Source organism: Phormidium sp. FACHB-592 (genome assembly GCF_014695795.1).
Lineage (GTDB): Bacteria > Cyanobacteriota > Cyanobacteriia > Leptolyngbyales > Leptolyngbyaceae > Stenomitos.
Genome location: NZ_JACJOZ010000012.1, coordinates 123450 through 144646 on the forward strand (window position 1 = coordinate 123450; position 21197 = coordinate 144646).

At 51.0% G+C, this 21197-nt stretch carries 19 protein-coding genes; 4 read left to right on the plus strand and 15 right to left on the minus strand.

Features of this window, described 5'->3' with window-relative positions; genetic code table 11:
* Nucleotides 1-42 precede the first annotated feature (42 nt).
* On the plus strand, nt 43-498 hold the full coding sequence (locus H6F86_RS02460; RefSeq protein ID WP_190446524.1) for an EVE domain-containing protein: 456 nt from the start codon (nt 43-45) through the stop codon (nt 496-498).
* On the opposite strand, the gene H6F86_RS02465 is transcribed toward H6F86_RS02460, so the two are convergent.
* The 3 genes from H6F86_RS02465 to dnaK all read right to left on the minus strand — a co-directional run bounded on the left by H6F86_RS02465 (nt 495) and on the right by dnaK (nt 5362).
* Entirely contained in the window at nt 495-1505 is a 1011-nt protein-coding gene (locus tag H6F86_RS02465) for an ankyrin repeat domain-containing protein (RefSeq protein WP_190446525.1), read from the minus strand. The two genes, H6F86_RS02460 and H6F86_RS02465, sit on opposite strands and share 4 nt — an antisense overlap.
* 339 nt (nt 1506-1844) lie before the next feature.
* Nucleotides 1845-2813, minus strand: a complete 969-nt coding sequence (locus H6F86_RS02470; RefSeq protein WP_190446526.1) for a J domain-containing protein — start codon at nt 2811-2813, stop codon at nt 1845-1847.
* 128 nt (nt 2814-2941) lie between these two features.
* Complete coding sequence (gene dnaK / locus H6F86_RS02475; protein WP_190446527.1) at nt 2942-5362, minus strand: molecular chaperone DnaK; 2421 nt, start codon at nt 5360-5362, stop codon at nt 2942-2944.
* Between the two features lie 249 nt (nt 5363-5611).
* On the opposite strand from dnaK, the gene H6F86_RS02480 reads away from it, so the two are divergent.
* The gene (locus H6F86_RS02480; protein ID WP_190446528.1) at nt 5612-6514 is read left to right on the plus strand and encodes a bestrophin family ion channel; all 903 of its coding nucleotides are present in this window, start codon (nt 5612-5614) and stop codon (nt 6512-6514) included.
* Nucleotides 6515-6576: 62 nt separating this feature from the next.
* On the opposite strand, the gene H6F86_RS02485 is transcribed toward H6F86_RS02480, so the two are convergent.
* From H6F86_RS02485 to H6F86_RS02530, 10 genes are all read right to left on the minus strand, one after another.
* Nucleotides 6577-8175, minus strand: a complete 1599-nt coding sequence (locus tag H6F86_RS02485) for a peptide ligase PGM1-related protein (RefSeq protein WP_190446529.1) — start codon at nt 8173-8175, stop codon at nt 6577-6579.
* 254 nt (nt 8176-8429) lie between these two features.
* The gene (locus H6F86_RS02490) at nt 8430-9200 is read right to left on the minus strand and encodes an MBL fold metallo-hydrolase (RefSeq protein WP_190446530.1); all 771 of its coding nucleotides are present in this window, start codon (nt 9198-9200) and stop codon (nt 8430-8432) included.
* A 138-nt stretch (nt 9201-9338) separates the two neighbouring features.
* A complete protein-coding gene (locus H6F86_RS02495; protein ID WP_190446531.1) occupies nt 9339-9938 on the minus strand; it encodes an aminodeoxychorismate/anthranilate synthase component II in 600 nt (199 codons plus the stop codon).
* A gap of 97 nt (nt 9939-10035) precedes the next feature.
* Nucleotides 10036-10503, minus strand: coding sequence for a diacylglycerol kinase family protein (locus tag H6F86_RS02500; protein WP_190446532.1), 468 nt, complete (start codon nt 10501-10503; stop codon nt 10036-10038).
* A gap of 155 nt (nt 10504-10658) precedes the next feature.
* Entirely contained in the window at nt 10659-11216 is a 558-nt protein-coding gene (gene ybeY, locus H6F86_RS02505) for an rRNA maturation RNase YbeY (protein ID WP_199304958.1), read from the minus strand.
* Between the two features lie 16 nt (nt 11217-11232).
* Nucleotides 11233-11382: a DUF3285 domain-containing protein gene (locus H6F86_RS32030; protein WP_242033330.1), complete on the minus strand. Its 150-nt coding sequence runs from the start codon at nt 11380-11382 to the stop codon at nt 11233-11235.
* A 196-nt stretch (nt 11383-11578) separates the two neighbouring features.
* Nucleotides 11579-13948, minus strand: coding sequence for a Tex family protein (locus H6F86_RS02515; RefSeq protein WP_190446534.1), 2370 nt, complete (start codon nt 13946-13948; stop codon nt 11579-11581).
* A gap of 389 nt (nt 13949-14337) precedes the next feature.
* Nucleotides 14338-14532, minus strand: coding sequence for a hypothetical protein (locus tag H6F86_RS02520; RefSeq protein WP_190446535.1), 195 nt, complete (start codon nt 14530-14532; stop codon nt 14338-14340).
* Between the two features lie 89 nt (nt 14533-14621).
* Nucleotides 14622-15401, minus strand: coding sequence for a hypothetical protein (locus tag H6F86_RS02525; protein ID WP_190446536.1), 780 nt, complete (start codon nt 15399-15401; stop codon nt 14622-14624).
* Between the two features lie 584 nt (nt 15402-15985).
* A complete protein-coding gene (locus H6F86_RS02530) occupies nt 15986-17137 on the minus strand; it encodes a hypothetical protein (RefSeq protein ID WP_190446537.1) in 1152 nt (383 codons plus the stop codon).
* 424 nt (nt 17138-17561) lie between these two features.
* Here H6F86_RS02530 and H6F86_RS02535 point away from each other — a divergent pair, with 424 nt between their 5' ends.
* On the plus strand, nt 17562-18056 hold the full coding sequence (locus tag H6F86_RS02535; protein ID WP_190446538.1) for a hypothetical protein: 495 nt from the start codon (nt 17562-17564) through the stop codon (nt 18054-18056).
* A 244-nt stretch (nt 18057-18300) separates the two neighbouring features.
* Here the strand turns inward: H6F86_RS02535 and H6F86_RS02540 are convergent, their stop codons facing one another.
* Nucleotides 18301-19521, minus strand: a complete 1221-nt coding sequence (locus H6F86_RS02540) for a phosphoglycerate kinase (RefSeq protein ID WP_190446539.1) — start codon at nt 19519-19521, stop codon at nt 18301-18303.
* Between the two features lie 67 nt (nt 19522-19588).
* Here H6F86_RS02540 and H6F86_RS02545 point away from each other — a divergent pair, with 67 nt between their 5' ends.
* Entirely contained in the window at nt 19589-19993 is a 405-nt protein-coding gene (locus tag H6F86_RS02545) for a universal stress protein (RefSeq protein WP_190446540.1), read from the plus strand.
* Nucleotides 19994-20006: 13 nt separating this feature from the next.
* Here the strand turns inward: H6F86_RS02545 and H6F86_RS02550 are convergent, their stop codons facing one another.
* Nucleotides 20007-20834 carry a M90 family metallopeptidase gene (locus H6F86_RS02550; RefSeq protein WP_190446541.1) on the minus strand — a complete coding sequence of 276 codons (828 nt, stop codon included), beginning with the start codon at nt 20832-20834 and terminating at the stop codon, nt 20007-20009.
* Between the last annotated feature and the right edge of the window lie 363 nt (nt 20835-21197).

The following is a 21197-nucleotide window of genomic DNA, read 5'->3' on the forward strand; positions in this document are numbered from 1 at the left end:
CAGCTTGAGATGATGCAGAAGCAATTGGAATCGCTTTAAGACATGAACTACTGGTTGATGAAATCGGAGCCGGATGCGTACGGCATTGAAGACTTGAAGCGCGATCGCACGACCGTTTGGGATGGCGTGCGGAACTATCAGGCTCGGAACTTTTTGCGCTCAATGGCTCCCGGTGATTTGGTCTTTTTCTACCACTCCAACACTACGCCACCCGGCATCGTCGGGTTGATGAAAGTTGCAGAGGCAAATATTGATGACCCCACTCAGTTTGATGCTAAAAACAAATACTACGATCCAAAAGCAACAAAGGAGTCACCACGTTGGCAAACGGTCGTTGTTGCCTTTGTCGAAATCTTCCCGCAATTCCTTTCTCTGGATGCGCTCCGCGAAACCTTCAACCCCAATGAGCTGTCGGTCGTCCGACAAGGCAATCGGCTCTCGGTGATGCCTGTGCCAGAAGAAGTCGCACAGACGATCCTCAAGCAAGCAAAGGGCTAGACGTGATTCATCGCTCTATGACGCTTGAGCAACTCAATGATGATACGAAGCTTGGCTGCACGCTCTTCTTTGCCTTCGCTGTTAGAGTCAGGGCGCTGAAGAAACCCCAGTGATTGAGTCGCATAAAAAAGCGGTGTCTGCCCTAAAACATCTTTAGCATTGCTGTCTGACCCTTGGGCTAGCAACCTTTCTACCAGTGCAGGGCTGTTACCCTGTCTAGCGGCAATGTTTAAGGGAGTGCGACCACAATCATTTTTGGCGGCAACGTCTGCACCGTTGGCAATTAATACTTCTGCAACTGAAGTTTGACCATAGTAGGCGGCTAAGTGCAGGGGAGATGCTCCCCACTCGTCTAGCGCTGTGCGATTGCAGAAGAACCGATGGAGGAGATTCCCGCTGCTTTTGCTATTGACCGCCGCTCCCTTGGCAATCAGCAACTCTGCGATCGCTTGTCGGTCTGCTGCATTCTCTCGATAATACGACTTTGCAATTGCATGCAAAGGGGTGACCCTAGTGCCATTCTTCACATTCGCATCGGCACCTCTAGCTAGCAAAAGTTCTGCAACTTCCCAAATCTGCCAACTCGCTACCTGAGTTTTGTCTCTGTCGATTGCCACCAAGGCTAGTGTCAGCGGCGGTGACTTTTGACCTCGATCCCAGTGGGTGCCATTAATCTTTGCACCTCGGTCAAGCAACATCACTGCAACTTCGCGGTTCCCATACCAAGCAGCACAACCGAGGAGGGAGACAGAGGTCGGTCCATATGAATCAGTGGAACTGGCGTCAATGGCGTTAGGGTTGCCGCCTTGATTGAGATAGTTTTTGACTGCATCAGCATTTCGAGCTTTTATTTCGTCACACAGCTCTGGCGGAGCAATCCCCAGTAAAGTTCTGACTGGAGCAGGAATCGAGGCTCCCAGCATTGCAAACAGGATGATAAAGCGAACGAGCCAAATACTGAGTGCTGTTAGACCCACAATACTGACAACCCGCCAAATGAAGGGCAAGGTTTTGCGCACCGAGGATGAAGGCTCCCTTAGGGGACTCATAACAAATGAAGATGACTGGCTGCCTAAGGACAACTACACACTATGCTGAAATATTCCTTAAATAAGGAGTTAACTGAGGAGCGTCAATGATTATATGGTCGACCTCTCAGAATCTAGGCGATCGACCACTTCGCTAGAGGTCCCTTAAAACTGTCACAAGCAGAGGGTTTTCATACAAAAAAAGATGGACTGAGCAGTAACTTAACACGATGCCATCCATGCCCCTCATAGAACGATTAAAAACTATTGCTGCTCCCCGCAACCACAAGGGAGAATGACACGCAACCATTTACGCCCTTATACAGGCAGATCAGCACGAGGATTAAAGGTTTCGAGCTGGCGCAGTTTTTCGTAAAGCTCGCGTTCTTGGGGACTGGGGTCGCGTGGCACCATAATTTGAATTTCGACAATCTGATCACCGCGTCTACCGCTTGCGGTGGGGTAGCCTTTAGCGGCAAGGCGCAGGCGTTGACCTGTCCGCACACCAGCGGGAATCGACATTTTAACTAAACCGTCTAGTGTCGGTACCTCAAGCTGTCCACCTAAAACGGCTTCGCTAGGCGTAACAGGCAGCAAGCATTGAATGTCAGAGCCTTCGAGCCGGAAGAAGGGATGGGGCGCAACGTCAATTTTGAGGTATAAATCGCCGCCTGCAACACCTTGTCCCTTCAGCCGGATGCGTTGCCCAGTCACCATCCCAGGCGGCATATTGACTTCGAGCGATCGCCCATCTTCCAGCCGAATGCGTTCTTGTCCGCCAGTGTAAGCCTTCTCTAAAGGCACTGCTAGTCGTGCTTCAGCATCGCGTCGCGTCGCGCGTGGCACTGTATAGGCTGTTTTAGTAGTACCAGGTTGGTAGTAGTCGCGTGTGCCTGTGCGGGCAGCGTTAGCTTCTTTAGCGGTACGGCGATTCAGAAGTTGATCGACGAAGCTGTTGAAATTGTCGAATTCACCAAAGTCAACGTCATCAGCCGCGCGATCGCTCCGTCCATCCCAACCGCGTGACGGTTTCGCTGTCTGCCCACCTTTGAAGCCTCGCTGTTGCCAGAACTTTCCGAATTGGTCATACTGACCGCGTTTTGTGGGGTCAGAAAGAACTTCATACGCTTCGTTAATGTCTTTGAACTTCTCTTCTGCCTGCTTGTTGCCAGGGTTTAGATCGGGGTGAAATTGTCGCGCCAACCGCCGAAATTCCTTTTTGATTTCGTCAACGGTGGCATCTCTAGCCACGCCTAAAATGTCGTAATAGTTCCGAAAGTCTTGCATCTAAGTAATGTCAGGAGTCAGGAGCCGGAAGTGATGGGATGGGCAGCGGAGGCAATAGGGGCGTAGGGACGCAAGCAGAATGCAAAACTCGAAATCTCGTCCCTTAGCCTTTATCCCTTAGCCTTGCCTTAAAGCCACTCATCTTCTTCATCCCAGTTGTCTTGGTAAAGGTTTGGGCGGGCATTTTTGGGCGGGCGAGAGGGGCGACGATCGCCGCGATCGGTCGTACGAGGTTCGGCGGGTGGGCGGGTGTCACCACGAGGGGGTCTGCTAGTATCACGGTTGCGCTCACTATCATAACCGCGCTCATCGTCATAGCGAGGACGTTCATTGGAACGTTCAGACGGGCGTTCAGACGGACGATCACTAGGGCGATCATTCAGGCGATCAGACGGGCGATCGTTATAACGGTCACCGCGAGGCGCTCTACTAGCATCCTGTCCGCTGTAACGGCTGTCGTTCCAGGAACCTGAACCAGCGCCATAATCATTGCGCCTGCCATAGCGGCTGTCGTCTTCGCGGTTATCGTCTCGTGCCCCACTGCCCATGCCATAGGGACTGCGCCCGCTCCCATAGCTACTGCCGCCATAGCCACTGCCGCCATAACTACTGCCACCATAGCCACCGCTGCCATAGCGATCGTAGTCCCGGCGATCGTCTTCGTAGTAGTCGTCATCATCGGTAAAGAAGCTTTTGATGGCTCCAAACAGACTGTCGCTCTCTTCGTCTTCTTTGTTGCGTTGGTAGACCTCTCGACGCAGATCGTACAGCGCATCATCCAGGTCAGCTTTAGCTCGATCAATGCCGCGATCGTCGTTTTGCGTGAGGGCTTCGCGTAAGGATTGAATGGCACGCTCGATTTTAGAGCGATAGCTGCTGACAAACTGCATCCCAAAATCCAGTGTGGCTTCCCGCAGTTGGCGCTCTGCCTGAAAGATTTGGGATTCTGCCTGGTTACGCTTTTCGACTTTTTCTTTCTTTTGTCGGTCTACGTCCGCATACTCCTGCGCCTCGCGCATCATCCGCTTGACTTCTTCATCGCTCAAGGTCGAAGCACCCTGAACAGTAATACTTTGTTCGCGCCCAGTGGTACGTTCCATTGCCGCCACCTGCAAAATGCCGTTTGCATCAATGTCGAACGAGACCTGAATCTGCGGTAGACCGCGTGGCGCTGGGGGAATGCCAACGAGCTTGAACCGCCCGATCGACTTGTTGCCTGCTGCAATGTCTCGCTCGCCTTGTAGGACATGAACTTCTACCAGTGTTTGGTTATCTTCACCCGTAGAAAAAATATCTGAACGGCGTACTGGAATGGTTGTGTTGCGGGGAATCAGCTTTTTCATGACACCGCCAACGGTTTCTAGCCCCAGCGAAAGCGGCGTGACATCCAGCAGCAGCACATCCTTCACCTCGCCAGCTAGAATACCAGCCTGAATCGCGGCACCCACTGCAACAACTTCATCGGGATTCACGTTCTGGTTCGGTTCGCGATCGATCAAACTGCGAACAAGCTGCTGGATGACGGGAATGCGTGTAGAGCCACCCACCAACACCACTTCATCAATTTGACTGGGACTCAAGTTCGCATCTCGAATAGCTTGCTTAACGGGGTTTCGCACACGGCTAATTAGGTCGCTACACAGGCCTTCAAACTGCGATCGCGTGAGGCGTGTTTCCAGGTGCTTGGGTCCCTCTTCGGTCGCCGTGATGAAGGGCAGGTTGATATCGGTAACGGTGACACCCGACAGCTCAATTTTGGCTTTTTCGGCGGCTTCGCTGAGACGTTGCAGTGCTTGGCGATCGCGCCGCAAATCCACGCCTTCTGTCTCTAGAAACTGCTCTGCCAGCCAGTCCACAATCTTTTTATCAAAGTCATTGCCGCCAAGCTGCGTATCGCCGCTGGTTGCTTTGACTTCAAAGACACCATCGCCCACATCCAGAATGGAGACATCAAACGTGCCGCCTCCCAGGTCAAACACGAGGATCGTTTGATTATCCCGACGATCCATCCCATACGCTAGGGAGGCAGCCGTGGGTTCATTCAAGATCCGCTTGACTTCCAGCCCTGCAATGCGTCCGGCATCTCGCGTTGCCTGCCGCTGAGAGTCGTTGAAATACGCAGGTACCGTAATCACAGCATCTGTTACAGGTGTACCCAGGTAGCGGCTGGCTTCATCCACCAGCTTGAGCAGTACCATTGAGGCAATTTCTTCTGGGGAGAACTCTTTTTGGAGCCGGGGACACTTGAGCTTGATATTGCCGATGTCATCTTTGCGAACGGTGTAGGGCACTCGCTTAGACTCTGGGCTAAGTTCCGCGTACTTGCGACCGATGTAGCGCTTCACTGCATAGAACGTATTTTGCGGATCAGAAATCGATTGCCGCCGCGCCAGTTGGCCCACCAAACGCTCACCATCCTTGCTAAAGCCAACGACGGATGGAGTGGTTCGCATCCCCTCAGCATTGGCAATTACGACTGGCTTGCCGCCTTCCATCACAGCGACGACTGAGTTGGTTGTTCCCAGGTCAATGCCGACTACCTTGCCCATGCGTGTCTGATCTCCCGTAAGCTGCTTGCGCGACGTACTTTTACTGATACGTTATGTTGAGTTTATTCTATCGTGTGGATGCAGCAGACCCCGGTAATTGCTGGGATGAAGCCTGCTGACGATCGGACGTGCGATAAAGCAGGCTGTTTGGACGCATTTTCAGGCATCCTGCTCCTGTTGCATCCTTAGAATCAGCGATGCCTGCGATCGTTTAAGCTGCTTGAAATAGTTGTAACTGATTTAGAGCTAATGGTTACAGAACGTAAGCAGTGGTTTCAAACTGTCTTTCAGATCAAAGGATCGGTTATTCCCTCCATTCTGGGTCGCACCGTGCTTTGTGGTCTCTTTGGAGTAGTTATTTCAGTGCTGTCTTACTGGAAACTGCCGGTAGCCATGCCTACCTTAGCCAGTCTGATTCCTAATATTGTGCTGGGGCTACTGCTTGTCTTTCGCACCAATACCGCGTATGAGCGTTTTTGGGAAGGGCGCAAATGCTGGGGCACGCTAATTAATACGGTGCGTAACTTGGCACGGCAGATTTGGCTGGCGATCGTCGTTTCTACCCCAGAGGCGCGCGCTCAAAAAATTGTGGTGTTACGGATGCTCGTTGCCTTTTGCGTTGCTACCAAGCTGCATCTGCGGCAGGAAAGCCTTAATGATGAACTAAGCAAACTTTTGCCGCCTGCCAAGTACGAGATCCTCAAAACGATGCACCATCCGCCGCTGGAGATCGCATTTTGGATTGGCGACTATTTGCAGCAGCAAGAGCGCAATCACCTGAATGCTTATCAACTCAGCGCCATGCATAAGTTGCTAGATACACTGGTCGATATGCTAGGAGCCTGCGAGCGCATTCTCAAAACGCCGATGCCAATGGCATATGCTATTCACCTCAAGCAATTGCTGCTGCTCTACTGCCTCTCTCTGCCCTTTCAGGTGGTGGGTAGCGTTAGCTGGTTGACGGGTCCCGTTGTCATTCTGATCAGCTTTACCCTCTTCGGTATTGAAGAAATCGGTATCGAAATCGAAAACCCCTTCGGGCACGACGCCAACGATTTGCCCCTGGATGCCATTTGTGCCACGATGCTCCGCAATATTGAGGATTTGATTTCGCTGAAGCCAGGGTGCGAAGAGATAAAAGATAAAGGCTGAGGGATGAAAAGTTTTGAGTTACTTTAACTTCCCGCGACCCTTTTCTAACTTTTGCCTTCTGCTCACCATCCCATCGGTAGGCTTGTAAGCTGAGATCGCTCCTCCTCGCGCCCCGATCGGGTTTCTTCGTCCAGCGCACGGATGAGGCGGTGGTACATTTCCTCTGCCTGCTGGGGCGAGTTGCCGATGCTGGTTAAGCCCAGTTTGCCAAATTCTGACAGACAACCGATGAGGTGAAACACGGTGCCCGTTTCGGTGCTGGTGTCAAAATGAAGTTGATGCTGGGCAATGATGTCCATCAAATCATTCGGTAGCAAACCCTGATAGCGATCTTTCTGAAGGTTATCGGTAGCAACATAGTACTTAGGTCGTCCCTGCTGGCTATAAAACAGACCGCTAGAAAGTTCATACCGTCCGTTAGTGAGAAACTTGAGCGTCATGAAGGGATGAGTTGTGCCGCCTTTTCGCAAGTTGATTTCAATCGCCTGAATATCCCAGGCTGGTTTGTCGGGTTGATCGGGTTGATGCACCGCTACAAAGTCGATACCAAAGCGCTCCATAGCGCCTTTTTCTGCCAAATTTTTGCCAATACGCAGCCCTAGCTCCTGTAGGCGCAGGCGATAGGCTTCGTCTGCTGGAAAACTACATCCCAGGTAAATCTGCCCACTGGGTCCGCCTAGAATCTGGTCGTGAGTAGAGAGAATTTCAACTTCTCCGGTTGGTGTGATTCTGCCCTGGACGCTGGGCGATCGCTTCTCTTCGCCTTCCAAAAATGCTTCGACGATTGCCCCAAGCTCGACAATGCGGCGGCTGAAATTCTCCCAAGTTTCGGCTTTTGCTTCAAATTTGAGGTGACTAAATTGCTCTTGCAACGCTTTGATGCGCACCTCGGAAGAGGCTGCCCCTGGTTCTACCCCTTGTATGGGACGCAAATCTAGGATGGCATTACCCTCCCCCGAAAACCCCTCATTGAGCTTCACGACCATGCGCTTAAGGGTTGGCTGCCGCTCCCACAGTGCATTGGCAGCGTTCGCTAGTTCTTCAGCGTTCCAGAGGCTATTGCTGCCATCAGGATGGGGAACTCCGGCTTCAGCAAAAATTTGACGGCTACCGCTCTTGGTGCCCCATTGTAGTAAGGCTGGATCGAGCGCATAGAGAGGAATATCAAGCTGAACAGATAAGTCGCGCTCTGCCTCAGTGGAGTTATAGCAAATCATGTAAGCACGATCGCGCTGCACGGCATGACGAATGCGCTCTAGAAGCCGGGGGCGATCGAGAATTTTTTGACTAAGGGGACTCAGTGATGAATCGTAGGTTGATAACAGCAATAGGCGATCGCGGGCATGAGAAAACGGAATACCTGGCAGCAGTTGCAGGTAATAGTCAATCACGCTGGGGTGCAGCGGTTGCGATGTGAGATAAACCAGCCGTGTGCGCGGATTTCGCAACCGAATCAGTGAGAACAGTAGCCGTTCTTCGTAGTGGTGCACCCCTTCAATTTTGAGCAGTTCCCGCTGGTCAAGGCTAAGTGACGGTATCACAACGATATCGGCATCACTACCATCAAATAGTTCCATGGAGTGCCAGCGATCGCGCAGTTGCATTTGAAGTTGATGAAACCGAGCCGCCGTCTCTGAGGCAGAAAGAGTCTTCGTTTGCATCACTACCCGTTCCGTACGCCTCCAGTCATCCTCATAACATTTATCTTATGATGAGCGGGAGAAAAGTCTGTCTGCTTTGCGAGAGAGTGTCACTCTCAGCGCTTGTTAAGTAGCTAGACGCAATGATTAATGAGACGCATTTCGACTTTGCTCAATGCTCTCTCCTCTATTTATCAATACGCTCTCCTGTGTGTAGGCGAGTTGAGCGCAGTTGAAACCCGGTCTCCAAGTAGTGCTTAATGTAGCCTTCCTACTTAGAAGGGATAGCTCAACACCTGAATTGCCATACCCTCTTTAGGCAAGTCAGCTGATCGCAGGCTGATAGTAGCACCACTGCGACGCACAGGCGTACCGCTCATCAACGAGAGAAATTGATCGACACCAACGCTCTCACAAGCTTTTGATGCTGCCTTCGTGCGGTAGTGCGTTGGAATAATTAGCTTTGGGTTCAGCACTTGAATGGCTTGCTTTGCCTCTTCAGGGGTGTAAACATTGGCACCGCCGCCGATCGGCACAAACAGCACATCTGGGCGACCCATCAAAATTTTCTGCTCTAGCGAAATCGCGCTAGCAATACCACCGAGATGAAGAATATTTACTCCGCCTTGTTGCCACTGCCACGCTACATTGCTACCAAAGCGCTTGCCGCCAATGCGATCGTGATCGGTCCGAATGCCCTGAATCCGCTTTTTATTAAATTGATAAGTACCCGATTCATACAGCAAACGTGGGTTCCCTGGAACGATCTCTACCGCACCTTCATCCAGTAGCTGGCTGCTAATTAAGACCAATTCAGCCGAGACTTTGGGCGGACGATAACCAGCCGTACAGCCGAGCGATCGAAACGGGTTTACCAAGATCCGTCGCCCGTCACCCGTGAAGAGAAAACAAGAATGCCCTAACCACTGCACTCCAAGCGCTCCTCCGGTTTGAGCATTGGAACGCTGCCAACCAGAAGCCACTCCCAACCCTAACGTAGACAGTAAGCCTGCCCCTGCATAGCGTAGCAATCGCCGCCGTCTCATAAGCTCCTCTCACCAAAACCAACACAAGAAACGTTTTGAGCCTTAAGTGTTGAGTTAACGGACAATAAGGGGGTATGAACCCAAACTTAACGCCCAAAAATCAGCTCAAAACGCAACACCTGTAACTCTCAACTGTATTCACTTGTGACTTGCGATCGACGCTAAAAAGTTCCTTAGTAGCTGCTTGCCCGACGCAGTGAGAACACTTTCAGGATGAAACTGAACGCCTTGAACATGGGGATACTGCCGATGGCGCACACCCATGATCGTACCGTCATCCACCCAAGCAGTAATTTCTAGCACGTCTGGACACGCTTGCCGATCAATCACCAGACTATGATACCGGGTTGCGGTCAGTGGATTTTCTAATCCTTCAAAAACCCCTATACCTGTGTGATGCACTGAAGACGTTTTGCCATGCATGAGCACCGGGGCAGATACAATCTTGCCGCCAAACACTTGCCCAATGCTCTGATGCCCTAAGCAAACGCCCAAAATCGGTAGAGTAGCACCGAAGGACTCAATGATGGACTGCGAAACTCCCGCATCCTCAGGACGACCCGGACCCGGAGAAATCACGATCGCATCCGGCTGGAGCTGACCGATTTGCTCAAGCGAAATCTGATCGTTGCGATAGACCTGAATTGCTTCTGCCACCGGAAACTCAGCACCTAGTTCGCCTAGATACTGCACCAGATTGTAGGTAAAGCTGTCGTAGTTATCAATGACAAGAATCATGAGAAGCCCGAGACTGAGGGAACAGAAAGCAGAACGTTGCACATTGCCTTAGCTGCGCCATGTCTTTCTTTGTTTCTTACACTAGAGCATTTTCACACTAGAGCAAATGAGCCGCAATCAGTAACCAGAGTTTTGGTAGCAGGAGTGAACCAGCGACCGATACAGCAGCAAGTGACGAGATCAGCACCGCAGCTGCCGCACAATCTTTGGCAATCTTTGCTAGCTCGTGATAGGTCTGCTTCACGGTTAGGTCAACCACAGATTCAAGCGCCGTATTCAAAAGCTCCATTGCCAGAACAGCCCCTGTGGTCAGCCCCACAACTGACATCTCTACAGCGCTAAGGTGCAAAAAAATACCAAGACAAAACGCAAACGTGCCGACAAAGACATGAATGCGAAAGTTGCGTTGGGTGAGAAACGCATACCGAACCCCTGCCCATGCATATTTGAAGCTAATCCACAGGCTTGGTGCCACCTGCCATGAAAGGTCGCGGTTAAGCGTGGCAATCGGCACAACTTTGCCGTTTGTGCGATCGGGAGTTTGAGCTTGGAGGTCAGGAGGCATACACCACAGGGAGAGAGAACCAGTGAAATCGGAGGGGCTAGACGCTGCTACTAAGGCTAGAAAAGCTTCCAGGATGCTTGTATGCCAGCACTATGATTATTCTGACGCATCGCTCAACAGCAGACCATAGCCAAAGCTATAGACTACCCAGCATTCTATCTGGTCTTGCTGTGAAGACCAACGATCTCAAGCAGATCCTGTTGTTGCTTTAACATTCGGGTCAGGCTGTCTTCGTCCGGATGATCCCACCCCAGCAGATGTAATAAGCCATGTGATGCCAGCCACGCTAATTCAACGTTGAGCGGATGCTGCTGTCCCTCAGCCTGTCGCTGGGCAGTGTCGATCGAAATCACGATATCTCCCAGATACAATGGCAGCGTTGCTTGAAGCTCATCTGGCTCTGGATAGAGCGATTCTAATGCTGCAAATGCCAGCACATCGGTTGGTTTGTCCTGCTGACGATACTGCTGGTTAAGTTGTTGAATCTCACGATCGTCCGTCAGTCGTAAGCTCAACTCGTAGGCATCGATCGGCGAAAACGTTGGCTGCAACGCTTCCAGCCAGTCTTGAAACCAGCGCTCCCAGGTTTCTGTAGTAATTACTGGATCGATCGCTACAGAAACAGCAAACTCGTCTCCAGAGCTTCCCGCCTCCGTAAACTCTTCACTGCCATCTTGAACGCACACCTCAACCTGCACCGCTTGTAACCTCAACGAATTTAAAGTTCGATCAACGGGTTAAATAAGCCAGACCAATAAACACAGCCAAAAGCCCAACCGTTGTCAAGAAGAAGTGTTGAAGTGATAAGCCGCGTTTGCGTACCATGTTTCGCATTGCAAGCTTCACATAGCTCGGTTTCGGCTCAGTCGCCGCTGCCATAGGTGTTGATGCAGCATCAACATCCGCTTCAACATCCGCTGCTAGCGGTGCTTGTACAGTGCTGGGATCAAGTGCTGTTTCGGCTAGCTCAGAATTGGCTTCAGAGCTGACATTCTTGGTTTCCATGAGGTGATGACTTGGATGACCTTACCCACTAATGGTAACAATCCTTTTACAGATAGGCGCTTGCGGCGTCCTACCGTTTCTTGCCAAACTTCGCTTTCAAATCATCTAGCGTTGCAGGTTTTTCTGAGGCAGCTTTGGGTTGAGCGGGATTGACTTTGGGTTGTGATGAATTGACTTTCGGTTGAGCGGGGCTAGCTTTCGGTTGTGATGAATTGACTTTCGGTTGAGCGGAATTAGCTTTGAGGGGCGCTGGGTTGCTTGACTGGCTGCGCCCTTCCCCTTCAGCCGTGTCGGCACGCATCGAAAGGCTAATGCGCTTGAGTTTTTCATTCACTTCCAGTACGCGCACATTAACAACCTGACCGACTTTGACAATCTGTTTGGGGTCACTAACAAAGCGATCGGCAAGCTGCGAAACGTGTACCAAACCATCTTGATGTACGCCAATATCCACAAACGCGCCGAAGTTAGCAACATTGGTGACAATGCCTTCTAGTGCCATGCCAATGGTGAGATCAGAGATTTCTTTGACACCCTCTTTGAAGGTGGCGTATTTGAATTCGGCACGCGGGTCGCGTCCTGGTTTTTCTAGTTCTGCAAGGATATCGCGGAGAGTGGGTTCACCGATCGCATCAGTTGCATATTTCTTCAGGTCAGTCTTTTTCAGCCGATCGGCAACCTGCGTGATTTCAGTCAGAGGTACGTTAAGGTCGGTAGCAATGGTTTCTACAACCTTGTAGCTTTCGGGGTGTACCGCAGTATTGTCCAGCGGATTTTTGCCGTTGCGAATTCGCAGAAAGCCTGCTGCTTGCTCGAAGGCTTTGGGTCCTAGTTTAGGGACTTTGAGTAACTGACGACGATTGCTAAACGCGCCGTTCTCATTGCGATAGGCAACAATATTATTGGCGATCGTCGGCGTAATGCCCGAAACAAAGGTCAGCAGTTCTTTTGATGCCATGTTGAGGTCAACGCCCACGTAGTTCACGCAGCTTTCGATCGTTTCATCCAGCTTCTTTTTCAGCAATTTCTGGTCAACGTCGTGCTGGTACTGTCCCACACCGATCGACTTTGGATCAATTTTCACCAGTTCTGCCAGTGGATCTTGCAGGCGGCGACCGATGCTGATGGCACCACGCACGGTAATGTCCTGGTCGGGAAATTCGGCGATCGCCACGGGGCTGGCAGAATAAATCGACGCACCCGATTCGTTGACCATCACTTTGACGGGCTTGCGTTGCAAGTCTTGCAAAACTTCTGTAACAAACTCATCGGTTTCGCGTCCAGCCGTCCCGTTGCCGATCGCAATCAGTTCGACGTGATAGCGCTCAATGAGCGTGGCAAGTGTTCGTCCTGCCTGCACACGCTGTCCTGCTGCCTGGTGAGGAAAAATGGTCTGGTATTCCAGAAATTTGCCCGTCTGATCAAGTACCGCCACTTTGCAGCCGGTACGAAACCCAGGGTCGATCGCCAGGGTCGGTTTCATCCCGGCAGGAGCAGACAGCAACAGTTCTCGCAAATTTGCTTCAAAGGTGCTGATAGACTCGACATCGGCTTCGACTTTTTTCGCCGCTCTCACTTCCGTAATTAGCGAATTTTTCATTAAGCGATGAAAGGCATCCTTCAGCATTTCGCGGTAGAACGCTCGGACTTCGCGCTGTTTTGCCCGCAGTTCTTGTGACTCTAGATAGGACAGCACAGCGTCTTCATCAAACGTCAGCTCTACTGTCAAAACATCTTCGTCCTCGCCCCGATACAGTGCTAGCAAGTTGTGAGGCGCGATCGCCGCGACCTTTGCCTGATACTGCCGATACATCTCAAATTTCGTGGAGCCTTCGGGATGGTCGCCTTTCACTTTGGAGATCAAAACGCCCGCCGTCATGAGGTATTCGCGCAGATATGCCCGGAGGTTTGCTTTCTCTGCGACTTCCTCCGCCAGAATATCAGACGCGCCTTTCAACGCATCTTCAGCCGTCGCGACTCCTTGTGCTTCAGAAATGTACTTTGCCGCTTCAGTTGCCAGGTCTGTCGGTACAGCGGTGGGTGTATTGAGTGCTTTGAGGAATGCTGCTAACGGCTCCAGTCCTTTCTCACGGGCGATCGCGGCACGGGTGCGACGTTTGGGACGGTACGGCAGATAGAGATCTTCGAGTTCGTTCTTTTGCAGGCAGCCAGTGATTTGGGCTTCCAGTGCGGGAGTCAGTTTGTTTTGCTGGGCGATCGCGTCCAAAATCGCTTTTTTTCGGTCTTCCAGTTCGGTCAGATACGTGTAGCGATCGAACAAGTCTCGCAACTGGGTTTCATCCATCTCACCTGTACGCTCTTTACGATAACGAGCGATAAACGGCACGGTTGACCCTTCGGCAAAGAGTTCGAGCGCATTGCTCACCTGAAACGGTTTGAGGTCAAGCTCGTCTGCCAGCAGTTGAGAAATGTTCAGCATCGCGGTTCGTTACATCAGCTTTTCTAGGATAGTCTGAGAATGAGTGATGTATAACTCCGAGACTAAGCATGGAAAGCACGCTGACTGGGGTATTTAAGCAAGTACAGGGTTAATACATTGGTTACGCACAAGAACTACCCAGCGCAAATGTCTAGGAACGGACGCTAGAAGAAGCCCACGAGATGCGAGAAGCGATCCAACTCATCCTTGCGTCTAATCGTCAATTAGCGATCAAGAGTTAAGGTTTGATAGCAGGTTGAGCTACTTGATTCACACTTCAACTAATGATGCGACAGTCCAATGACCAACTGTATTGATCGAGCAATCGCCATTAACTCAAGCTTTTTCTAGGAGCGGTAAGCACAGTTGAGTAATCAGCTTGAAGCGCTTTACTCAATGCCGTCTTCCTCAACTTCCAATTCAACTTCGGCGTAGAAAGCAGAATATTCTTGCGGATCAGCGGAAACGGTGTTGCTGCCTTGCTCCAGCCGAATGGATTTAGCTTTGCCCTGCTTAGTGCCGATCAAGTATTCTTCGATCGCCCGCTTGATGTCTTTCTCGGTCAAAATCAGCTTGGTTTCCATACACACTACTCCTCTGCTTTTGTTTGGATGCGATCACGGGCATGAAAGAGGAACCAAAAGCCTTGGTAGGAAAGAGCGATTGTGGTTGATTAACGCACCCGACGCTCTTCATAGTGCATTTCTGGCGCTTGTTGAGACGGGAGTAAGAACTTGCCGTAGCGCTTTGGCTGTAGACGATCGCGCTGAGCACGCCTGGCGTTAATCAAACGTGGCTGCCTCTGGTTGCTCATAACCATCATACGGAAGAGGACCAAACTGCCCCCGATCGTCGCGAAAACGCCCATCAAAAGCCAGGCGACCCCTCCTAAAGCACCGGACGAGCGATCGCCAAAAAGGGACTGTGCGCTTCGTCTTTGGGAGTCTTCGGTGACTGCCTTAAGTTGAGTGGTGAGGCTCTCTACAATTAGTTGTTGATTCCGAAGCTGAGACTTAAGCTGCTCCGTTTCGATTTGCTGCTTCTCAAGCTGTGTTTTGGATTGCTGAAATTCAACCGCTTGCTTCTCTAGCTGCGCCTTGAACTGATTAGCATCGTTCGTCTGAGCCTCCAGCAGGGCTTTATACTGATCAGAATTCTTACTTTGGCTTTCTACTTTGGCTTTTAGCTGATCAGTCTCTGAGACTTGTTTCTCTAGCTGCGCCTTCAACTGCTCGGCTTCTTTCTTTTGCTGCTCGGCATTATAGACTGCAAGCGGGTCAGCCGTTGATGGTTGGGGAAGTTGTGAAACAGTGACCGATGGTAGCTCGGTTGGCGTTGGCAGCGTCTTACTGCCCGAAAAAACAGCGGAACCTGGAGTTTCGCCTTTCAACAGTAAAAATGCTAAAAGCCCGGCAAATACAGTTCCACCTAAAAATGCTGTAGTGCCACTCACACGTCTTGACCTAAGATTGCGACAACTTCCGAGATTGATTGTAGCCTGTACAAACCTTTTAGTGATGCTTTTGCCTAAAGCGCCAGCAATTTCTTAGCAAAAAAATGCTTGACACTCTTTCCGATGCGATCGACAAACTAGCGGTCTGGGGCATACGTCTAGTAATACCAGTTTTTGCTGCAAATGCACACAATTTAATTCCTAGCTGTTGCGTTGCGCGCGCTATGGTATCGCGGCACTAGAGCTAGAGCCAGTTACAGGGGATGCTTGCTTCTCTGCCGCCACAAAAGTGTTGGTATAACTGTTTTGCAGAAGTAAATGTCGCCTGCCTAGATAAGGTAACTAATTACCTTTCACCAGCTTTTTAAACGCAATTCTTAAAAGTTGGGTATGAGTTGGATGCGCCCGCATAAGTCACTTGAAAGCTACAAAAGCTTCTCCTTCAAAGCTACAACATGTGATCGTCAGAATCTTAACTCAGACAAACGATGCTCACTTGTGTACTGCTTCAGAACCTCAAAGCAAAAAGGCTGAAGCAGCTTAAGGGCTTTGACCCCTTTTGACACAGCTAATTGTTTTAGCACTTAGGGATGGGAGCCATTAGCAAAACCCTGATCGTAGGCAGGTTCATCACCAGGGAGCAGTTGCGGCTGTTGGTGGAGTTTGGCATCCCAGTAACCTGCATCCCACCAGAGATAGTCCGATCGCTGACTGTCAAAAGCGTAAGGATTCACAGTTTCTGGCTGCAACTTCAGGACGTTGAGGCTACGCTGGCTATCAGTTAAACCTGCTTGCTGCTGTTGCGCGATCGTCATAGCACGAGCGATCGCCAGCAAGCGCCGCTTTTGATCGTGGCGAATATTGCTTTCGGTGTTACCCAGCCCAGAGGCATCCCAGCGATTTTTTTTAGGATGCCAGTAGCTCCACACGCGAGCCTCTAAGATGGCTTCCTGTCCGCCTAAGCCTTTCTGCTTTGCTTGCACTAGGCGATCGATATAGCCCTGATCGCCCAACGCTGCTAGTGGTGCCTGGTTTGCTAGATCAATGCCGTTGAGTGTTTCTGGCAGGGTCAGCGAGAGTTTGGCAGCGGTAGCTTGTCGCTGCAAAGCGGCATACTGCGACTGCAAGCGCTGTAACTGGTGCTCGTCTGCCTGTTCGGGGGTTGAGCAGTTATAGCGAGCCTCACGACAATGCTGAAAGGAAAAGCTACCCAGGTTCCAGACGCTATTACCTGGATCGGTATGCCCGTAGTAGGCGCGCGTTTTTCTGCCGTCTGGGGTGCGGGTGCCTTCGGCATGACCAACGGTACGTGCCACCAGCGAATCGAAACCGCCCACAAAGAGCCACTGTTGTGTGCCAGATGGATCGCTAGACCAAGGACTGATAGCTGGGACTGGCTTCTGCTTGGGCGCAGTTGCGGTTGTGCCTGTCTTTTGCTGCACTCGCTGGTCAAAATCAGCTTTCCAGGCGGGCAAACAAGCAACGATGAGGAGTGCTACTCCTACCCACCCAGCCTGAATCAGTAGGATCAGCCTTCTTGAGTCTCGCGATCGCGCTGGTTGGCGCACTGGTCGCACTGGCACCGCTTGCAGTGTTGCGATCGCTCGCGTCGCAGCCAATGAGCGCATCGTTGCTACCGATCGTGCTGTCGCAACAGAAGGAGCGCGATTGTATTGAGACAGTTCAGGAAGGGTAGCTTGGGCAGAGGAATTTCTCAAAGTAGCAGGTTGATACATCAAGCAAATGTTCTACTGTATTTTACCTTGCCAGTAGTCTGTCACTTGAGGGCGACAGAGACAAAGATCATTTGGGGTGATGTTGGAGCAGCCTTACACCCTTCTTAAGGTACTTGACAAAACACTGGTTCAATTAGCGCTCGTGAAATGTGATACCGAATTGCGAGCATAGCAGACGCCTATAGGAGCGAGTTTTACCCTCGAACCGTCGCGAAGTTGAGCATGGATTGTTCAAACCCGTCTCCCAAATCAACCACTAGCGTAGAGAAACGTTTTTTGTGCTGGTTCAGCTAGTTGGGGGAGGCAACCTCCTACGATCGGGTGACTTTGGCAGCTATCTGGCTCTCCTTTCCGTAAAACGAGCAGCTCAAGCAGAGTCATAAAAAGTAGCCCACTTAACAATTCACTCTGTAAGGAGACACTTATGCTGCACCATTTCTCTATGACTGCTGAAAACCCTAGCCGTGTAGCTCGCGTTTTGGCAGAAGTTTTGCATGGCACAGTTGCCCCTTTCCCACCTCATCCTGGCAGCTTCATGGCGATCGCCCTAGATGACCACGGCACCATGATTGAGGTCTATCCCGCAGAGACAGAGCTAATGCCAGGGTTTGGTGCAGAAGCAGTCACCTTTTCTAGCAATGCCTTTGCCTCACCATTTACTGCTACCCATGTGGCGCTTTCAGTACCAGCGAGCCAGGAGGAGATTGAGCGCATTGCTGCTCGTGAAGGTTGGCGGATAGTGCGTTGCGATCGTGACGGCTTTTTTGATGTGCTGGAATTTTGGGTAGAAAACAAGCTGCTAATAGAATTGCTGCCGCCTAAGATGGCTACTAAATATGTTGAGTTTATGCAGCCTGAAAACCTTGCCAAGCTGTTTGCTGCGCCTAGTGAACCAGTCGCAGAGCTAGCGATCGCCTAATAGTTCTTAATAGATTCAGTCTCAATCAAGTTGCGTCAGCTTCCATAAGCATTGATAACTGAGCCAGTTGAAGGCGATGAAAGTTACAGCCATTCCCGACTGCATAAGTCGTACTTCTTCATCCCTTTACCTTTTCACTCACCCACAGGAAACTGTAGCTGATTCACCTCCAGTCTGTGGCAATTCTGTGGCAATAGGGACGTTACCGATACCAATAGCGTCCCTACGCCTCTAGCCGATCGTCCTACGCATCATCCAGCGCTGCAATACCAGGCAGTTCTTTGCCTTCAAGCAGTTCCAGACTGGCACCACCACCTGTAGAAATGTGGCTCATTTGCTCGGCAACACCAACTTTTTCGACGGCTGCCACCGAGTCGCCACCACCAATGATGGTCGTGGTTCCCGTTTTGGTTAGACCCGCAAGGGTATGGGCGATCGCCTCTGTACCGACGGCAAACTTGTCAAACTCAAACACGCCCATGGGACCGTTCCAGATCACAGATTTGCACGTTGACAGTGCGTCCTGAAACACCTTCACAGCATCGGGTCCAATATCCAAACCCATCCAGCCATCGGGAATATTTTCGACGCTGACGGTTTGAGCATTGGCATCAGCAGAAAAATTGTCAGCCACAACTACATCAGTGGGCAGGAGTAGGTCAACGCCCTTCTCTTTTGCTTTGGCTTCCAGCGCTTTTGCCAGTTCCAGCTTGTCTTCTTCGACCAACGATTTGCCAACGCTAAGACCACGTGCTTTGTAGAAGGTGAAGATCATGCCGCCGCCAATCAGCAGCTTATCAACCTTATCGAGCAGGGTTTCAATGACGGTGATTTTGCTCGACACTTTGGAGCCACCCACGATCGCCGCTAACGGACGCTGGGGATGCTCGATCGCCTCTTGCAGAAATTTCAGTTCTTTTTCAATCAGCAAACCTGCCACAGACGGCTTCAGATAATGCGTTACGCCTTCGGTTGAAGCATGGGCGCGGTGGGCAGTACCAAACGCATCATTCACGTACAGGTCAGCCACAGAAGCTAGTTGCTTGGCAAACTCAGGATCGTTCTTCTCTTCACCGGGATGGAAGCGGACGTTTTCCAGCAGCAACACATCGCCATCGTTCAACCCTGCAACTTTAGCGGCAACATCATCACCAATGCAGTCATCCGTTTTGACCACAGGCTTGCCCAACAGGTCAGACAAACGTGCAGCAACGGGTGTCAGACGAAACTTGTCGGTGACACGAGCGGCATAATCGTCGCCTTTGGGACGACCAAAGTGGCTTGCCAGAATGACCTTCGCGCCTTTTTCGGTCAAAGATTGGATGGTGGGCAGCGCTGCACGAATGCGCGTATCGTCTGTAATGTTGCCTTGCTCATCTAACGGCACATTAAAATCTACCCGCACGAAGACGCGCTTACTGGACAAATCAGAGGATGATAAACTGGCTAAGGTCTTTTTGGACACTGAAGAACCTCCTAAATGAGTCTTTTTACCTATTGTACCGAAGTACGTACCTTCGGTAAGGCATACCATGTTTAAGACTGTACTCTTTCCCATTGACCGTAGTCGAGAATCTCAGCAAGCCGCTGAGACAGTAGCTGGAGTGGTAAAAACGCACAATAGCCGCTTGATTTTGCTCTCTGTTGTCGAGCCACCTGCCGAAGATGGCACCACCGATGCAATGTCGTCCCCTGAGGCGATCGCCCAACTGCTAACGACCGCTCGATCGCTCTTTTCGCAGCAGGGCATAGAAGCGGAGGCGATCGAGCGTGAAGGCAAACCTGCCTTTACCATCTGCGACGTGGCGGACGAAATTGCTGCCGACTTAATCGTGATGGGCTGCCGTGGCTTAGGGCTGACCGACGAAGGCGTATCAGATAGCGTCACCAATCGTGTGATTAACTTGTCGCCCTGCCCGGTGTTGATTGTGCCATAGGGCGATCGCATTGCTAGTGTGGCTGTCTCCAACTCACGGGATCTAAGCAGTAATAGTGTTGCAGCACTGCATAGAGTTCTGGGTGATGGCGCTGCATCAATGCGGCTTTTTCAAAAAACGTCTCGGTGGCAACAGCAAAGAACTCTGCTGGATTCGTTGCGCCGTACTCGTCCATCACGGTTTTTGTGCCGCGTTTTACATCCTGCTGTAAGGCTAAATATGCCTGACTAAAAACCTGTGCCCAGGTGACGCGATCAGCTTGATGCTCTACCAACGGCACTCCATCTGTACGTCCATCTTCTTGATCTAACTGATGGGCAAATTCGTGCAGGACGACGTTGTTGCCATCGTGCCAATGCGCGACATCATGTTGAATATCTGCCCACGACAGCACGACAATGCCTTGCTCCCACGATTCGCCCCGCCGCGCGACTTTTTCTTCTAAGACGTAAGTGCCAAGGGATTGTTTTGTGTTGACAAGGAAGGCCGCTGGATAGACATAAATCGCCTTCAGCGTGGGGTAAAACCGTTCTTGATGCAGCACTAGCAGACACGCCTGCGCGGCGATCGTCACTCTCATTTCATCCGTGAGGTTCAAGCCACCGCAGCCTACAAAGCGTTTCTCTACTAGAAAGACTTGGATATAACCACGTAACCGTTTGGGCAGTGGGGCTGGTAGCTGTTCGTAAAAGGGGAGGTGACGATCGAGAATCTGTTGCCAACTGGAGGAAAAGGGACGATCGCGCAACCGCTTTCGTCGCAGCCTGGTAAAGAGCGGTGCTGTCAAAATCAACCCGATGACGATCGCCAGCCCACATAAGAATAAAACTGTTTTGACCATAGCTAACGTTGACCCTACCGTTCAGGCAGTCTAGATCACCCAAATCCAAAGTGCAGCAGAACGATCCGCCTGGGTCAGTCTTAAGTAAAGAGTCGGATTAACTTCTCCTTACTTTGGGGGCATTTCAGAACCAGCCAGCCGCTCTAATATAAAATTCCTGGGAACAAAACCTCGGTCTTTATGGTCAAAAGAGCTAAGTGATCAATGGCTTTGCTATCGAAACCGGGTCATCAGGTTACACGCAAACCACGGTTGCATCACCAACCTTTGTTGAGCGTGTAGACATTGCTCACAAGGAAAACGATTTTTTGCTATCGCTCAATACGTGTAATTCGTCAGTATCGCTCAAGCGTTTACGGAGTT

Bases quoted from the DNA above. Each gene is read 5' to 3' on its own strand.
- H6F86_RS02460 (WP_190446524.1), top strand. From the start codon at position 43: ATGAACTACTGGTTGATGAAATCGGAGCCGGATGCGTACGGCATTGAA.
- H6F86_RS02470 (WP_190446526.1), bottom strand. From the start codon at position 2,813: ATGCAAGACTTTCGGAACTATTACGACATTTTAGGCGTGGCTAGAGAT.
- dnaK (WP_190446527.1), bottom strand. From the start codon at position 5,362: ATGGGCAAGGTAGTCGGCATTGACCTGGGAACAACCAACTCAGTCGTC.
- H6F86_RS02480 (WP_190446528.1), top strand. From the start codon at position 5,612: ATGGTTACAGAACGTAAGCAGTGGTTTCAAACTGTCTTTCAGATCAAA.
- H6F86_RS02485 (WP_190446529.1), bottom strand. From the start codon at position 8,175: ATGCAAACGAAGACTCTTTCTGCCTCAGAGACGGCGGCTCGGTTTCAT.
- H6F86_RS02490 (WP_190446530.1), bottom strand. From the start codon at position 9,200: ATGAGACGGCGGCGATTGCTACGCTATGCAGGGGCAGGCTTACTGTCT.
- H6F86_RS02495 (WP_190446531.1), bottom strand. From the start codon at position 9,938: ATGATTCTTGTCATTGATAACTACGACAGCTTTACCTACAATCTGGTG.
- H6F86_RS02500 (WP_190446532.1), bottom strand. From the start codon at position 10,503: ATGCCTCCTGACCTCCAAGCTCAAACTCCCGATCGCACAAACGGCAAA.
- H6F86_RS32030 (WP_242033330.1), bottom strand. From the start codon at position 11,382: ATGGCAGCGGCGACTGAGCCGAAACCGAGCTATGTGAAGCTTGCAATG.
- H6F86_RS02515 (WP_190446534.1), bottom strand. From the start codon at position 13,948: ATGCTGAACATTTCTCAACTGCTGGCAGACGAGCTTGACCTCAAACCG.
- H6F86_RS02520 (WP_190446535.1), bottom strand. From the start codon at position 14,532: ATGGAAACCAAGCTGATTTTGACCGAGAAAGACATCAAGCGGGCGATC.
- H6F86_RS02530 (WP_190446537.1), bottom strand. From the start codon at position 17,137: ATGTATCAACCTGCTACTTTGAGAAATTCCTCTGCCCAAGCTACCCTT.
- H6F86_RS02535 (WP_190446538.1), top strand. From the start codon at position 17,562: ATGCTGCACCATTTCTCTATGACTGCTGAAAACCCTAGCCGTGTAGCT.
- H6F86_RS02545 (WP_190446540.1), top strand. From the start codon at position 19,589: ATGTTTAAGACTGTACTCTTTCCCATTGACCGTAGTCGAGAATCTCAG.
- H6F86_RS02550 (WP_190446541.1), bottom strand. From the start codon at position 20,834: ATGGTCAAAACAGTTTTATTCTTATGTGGGCTGGCGATCGTCATCGGG.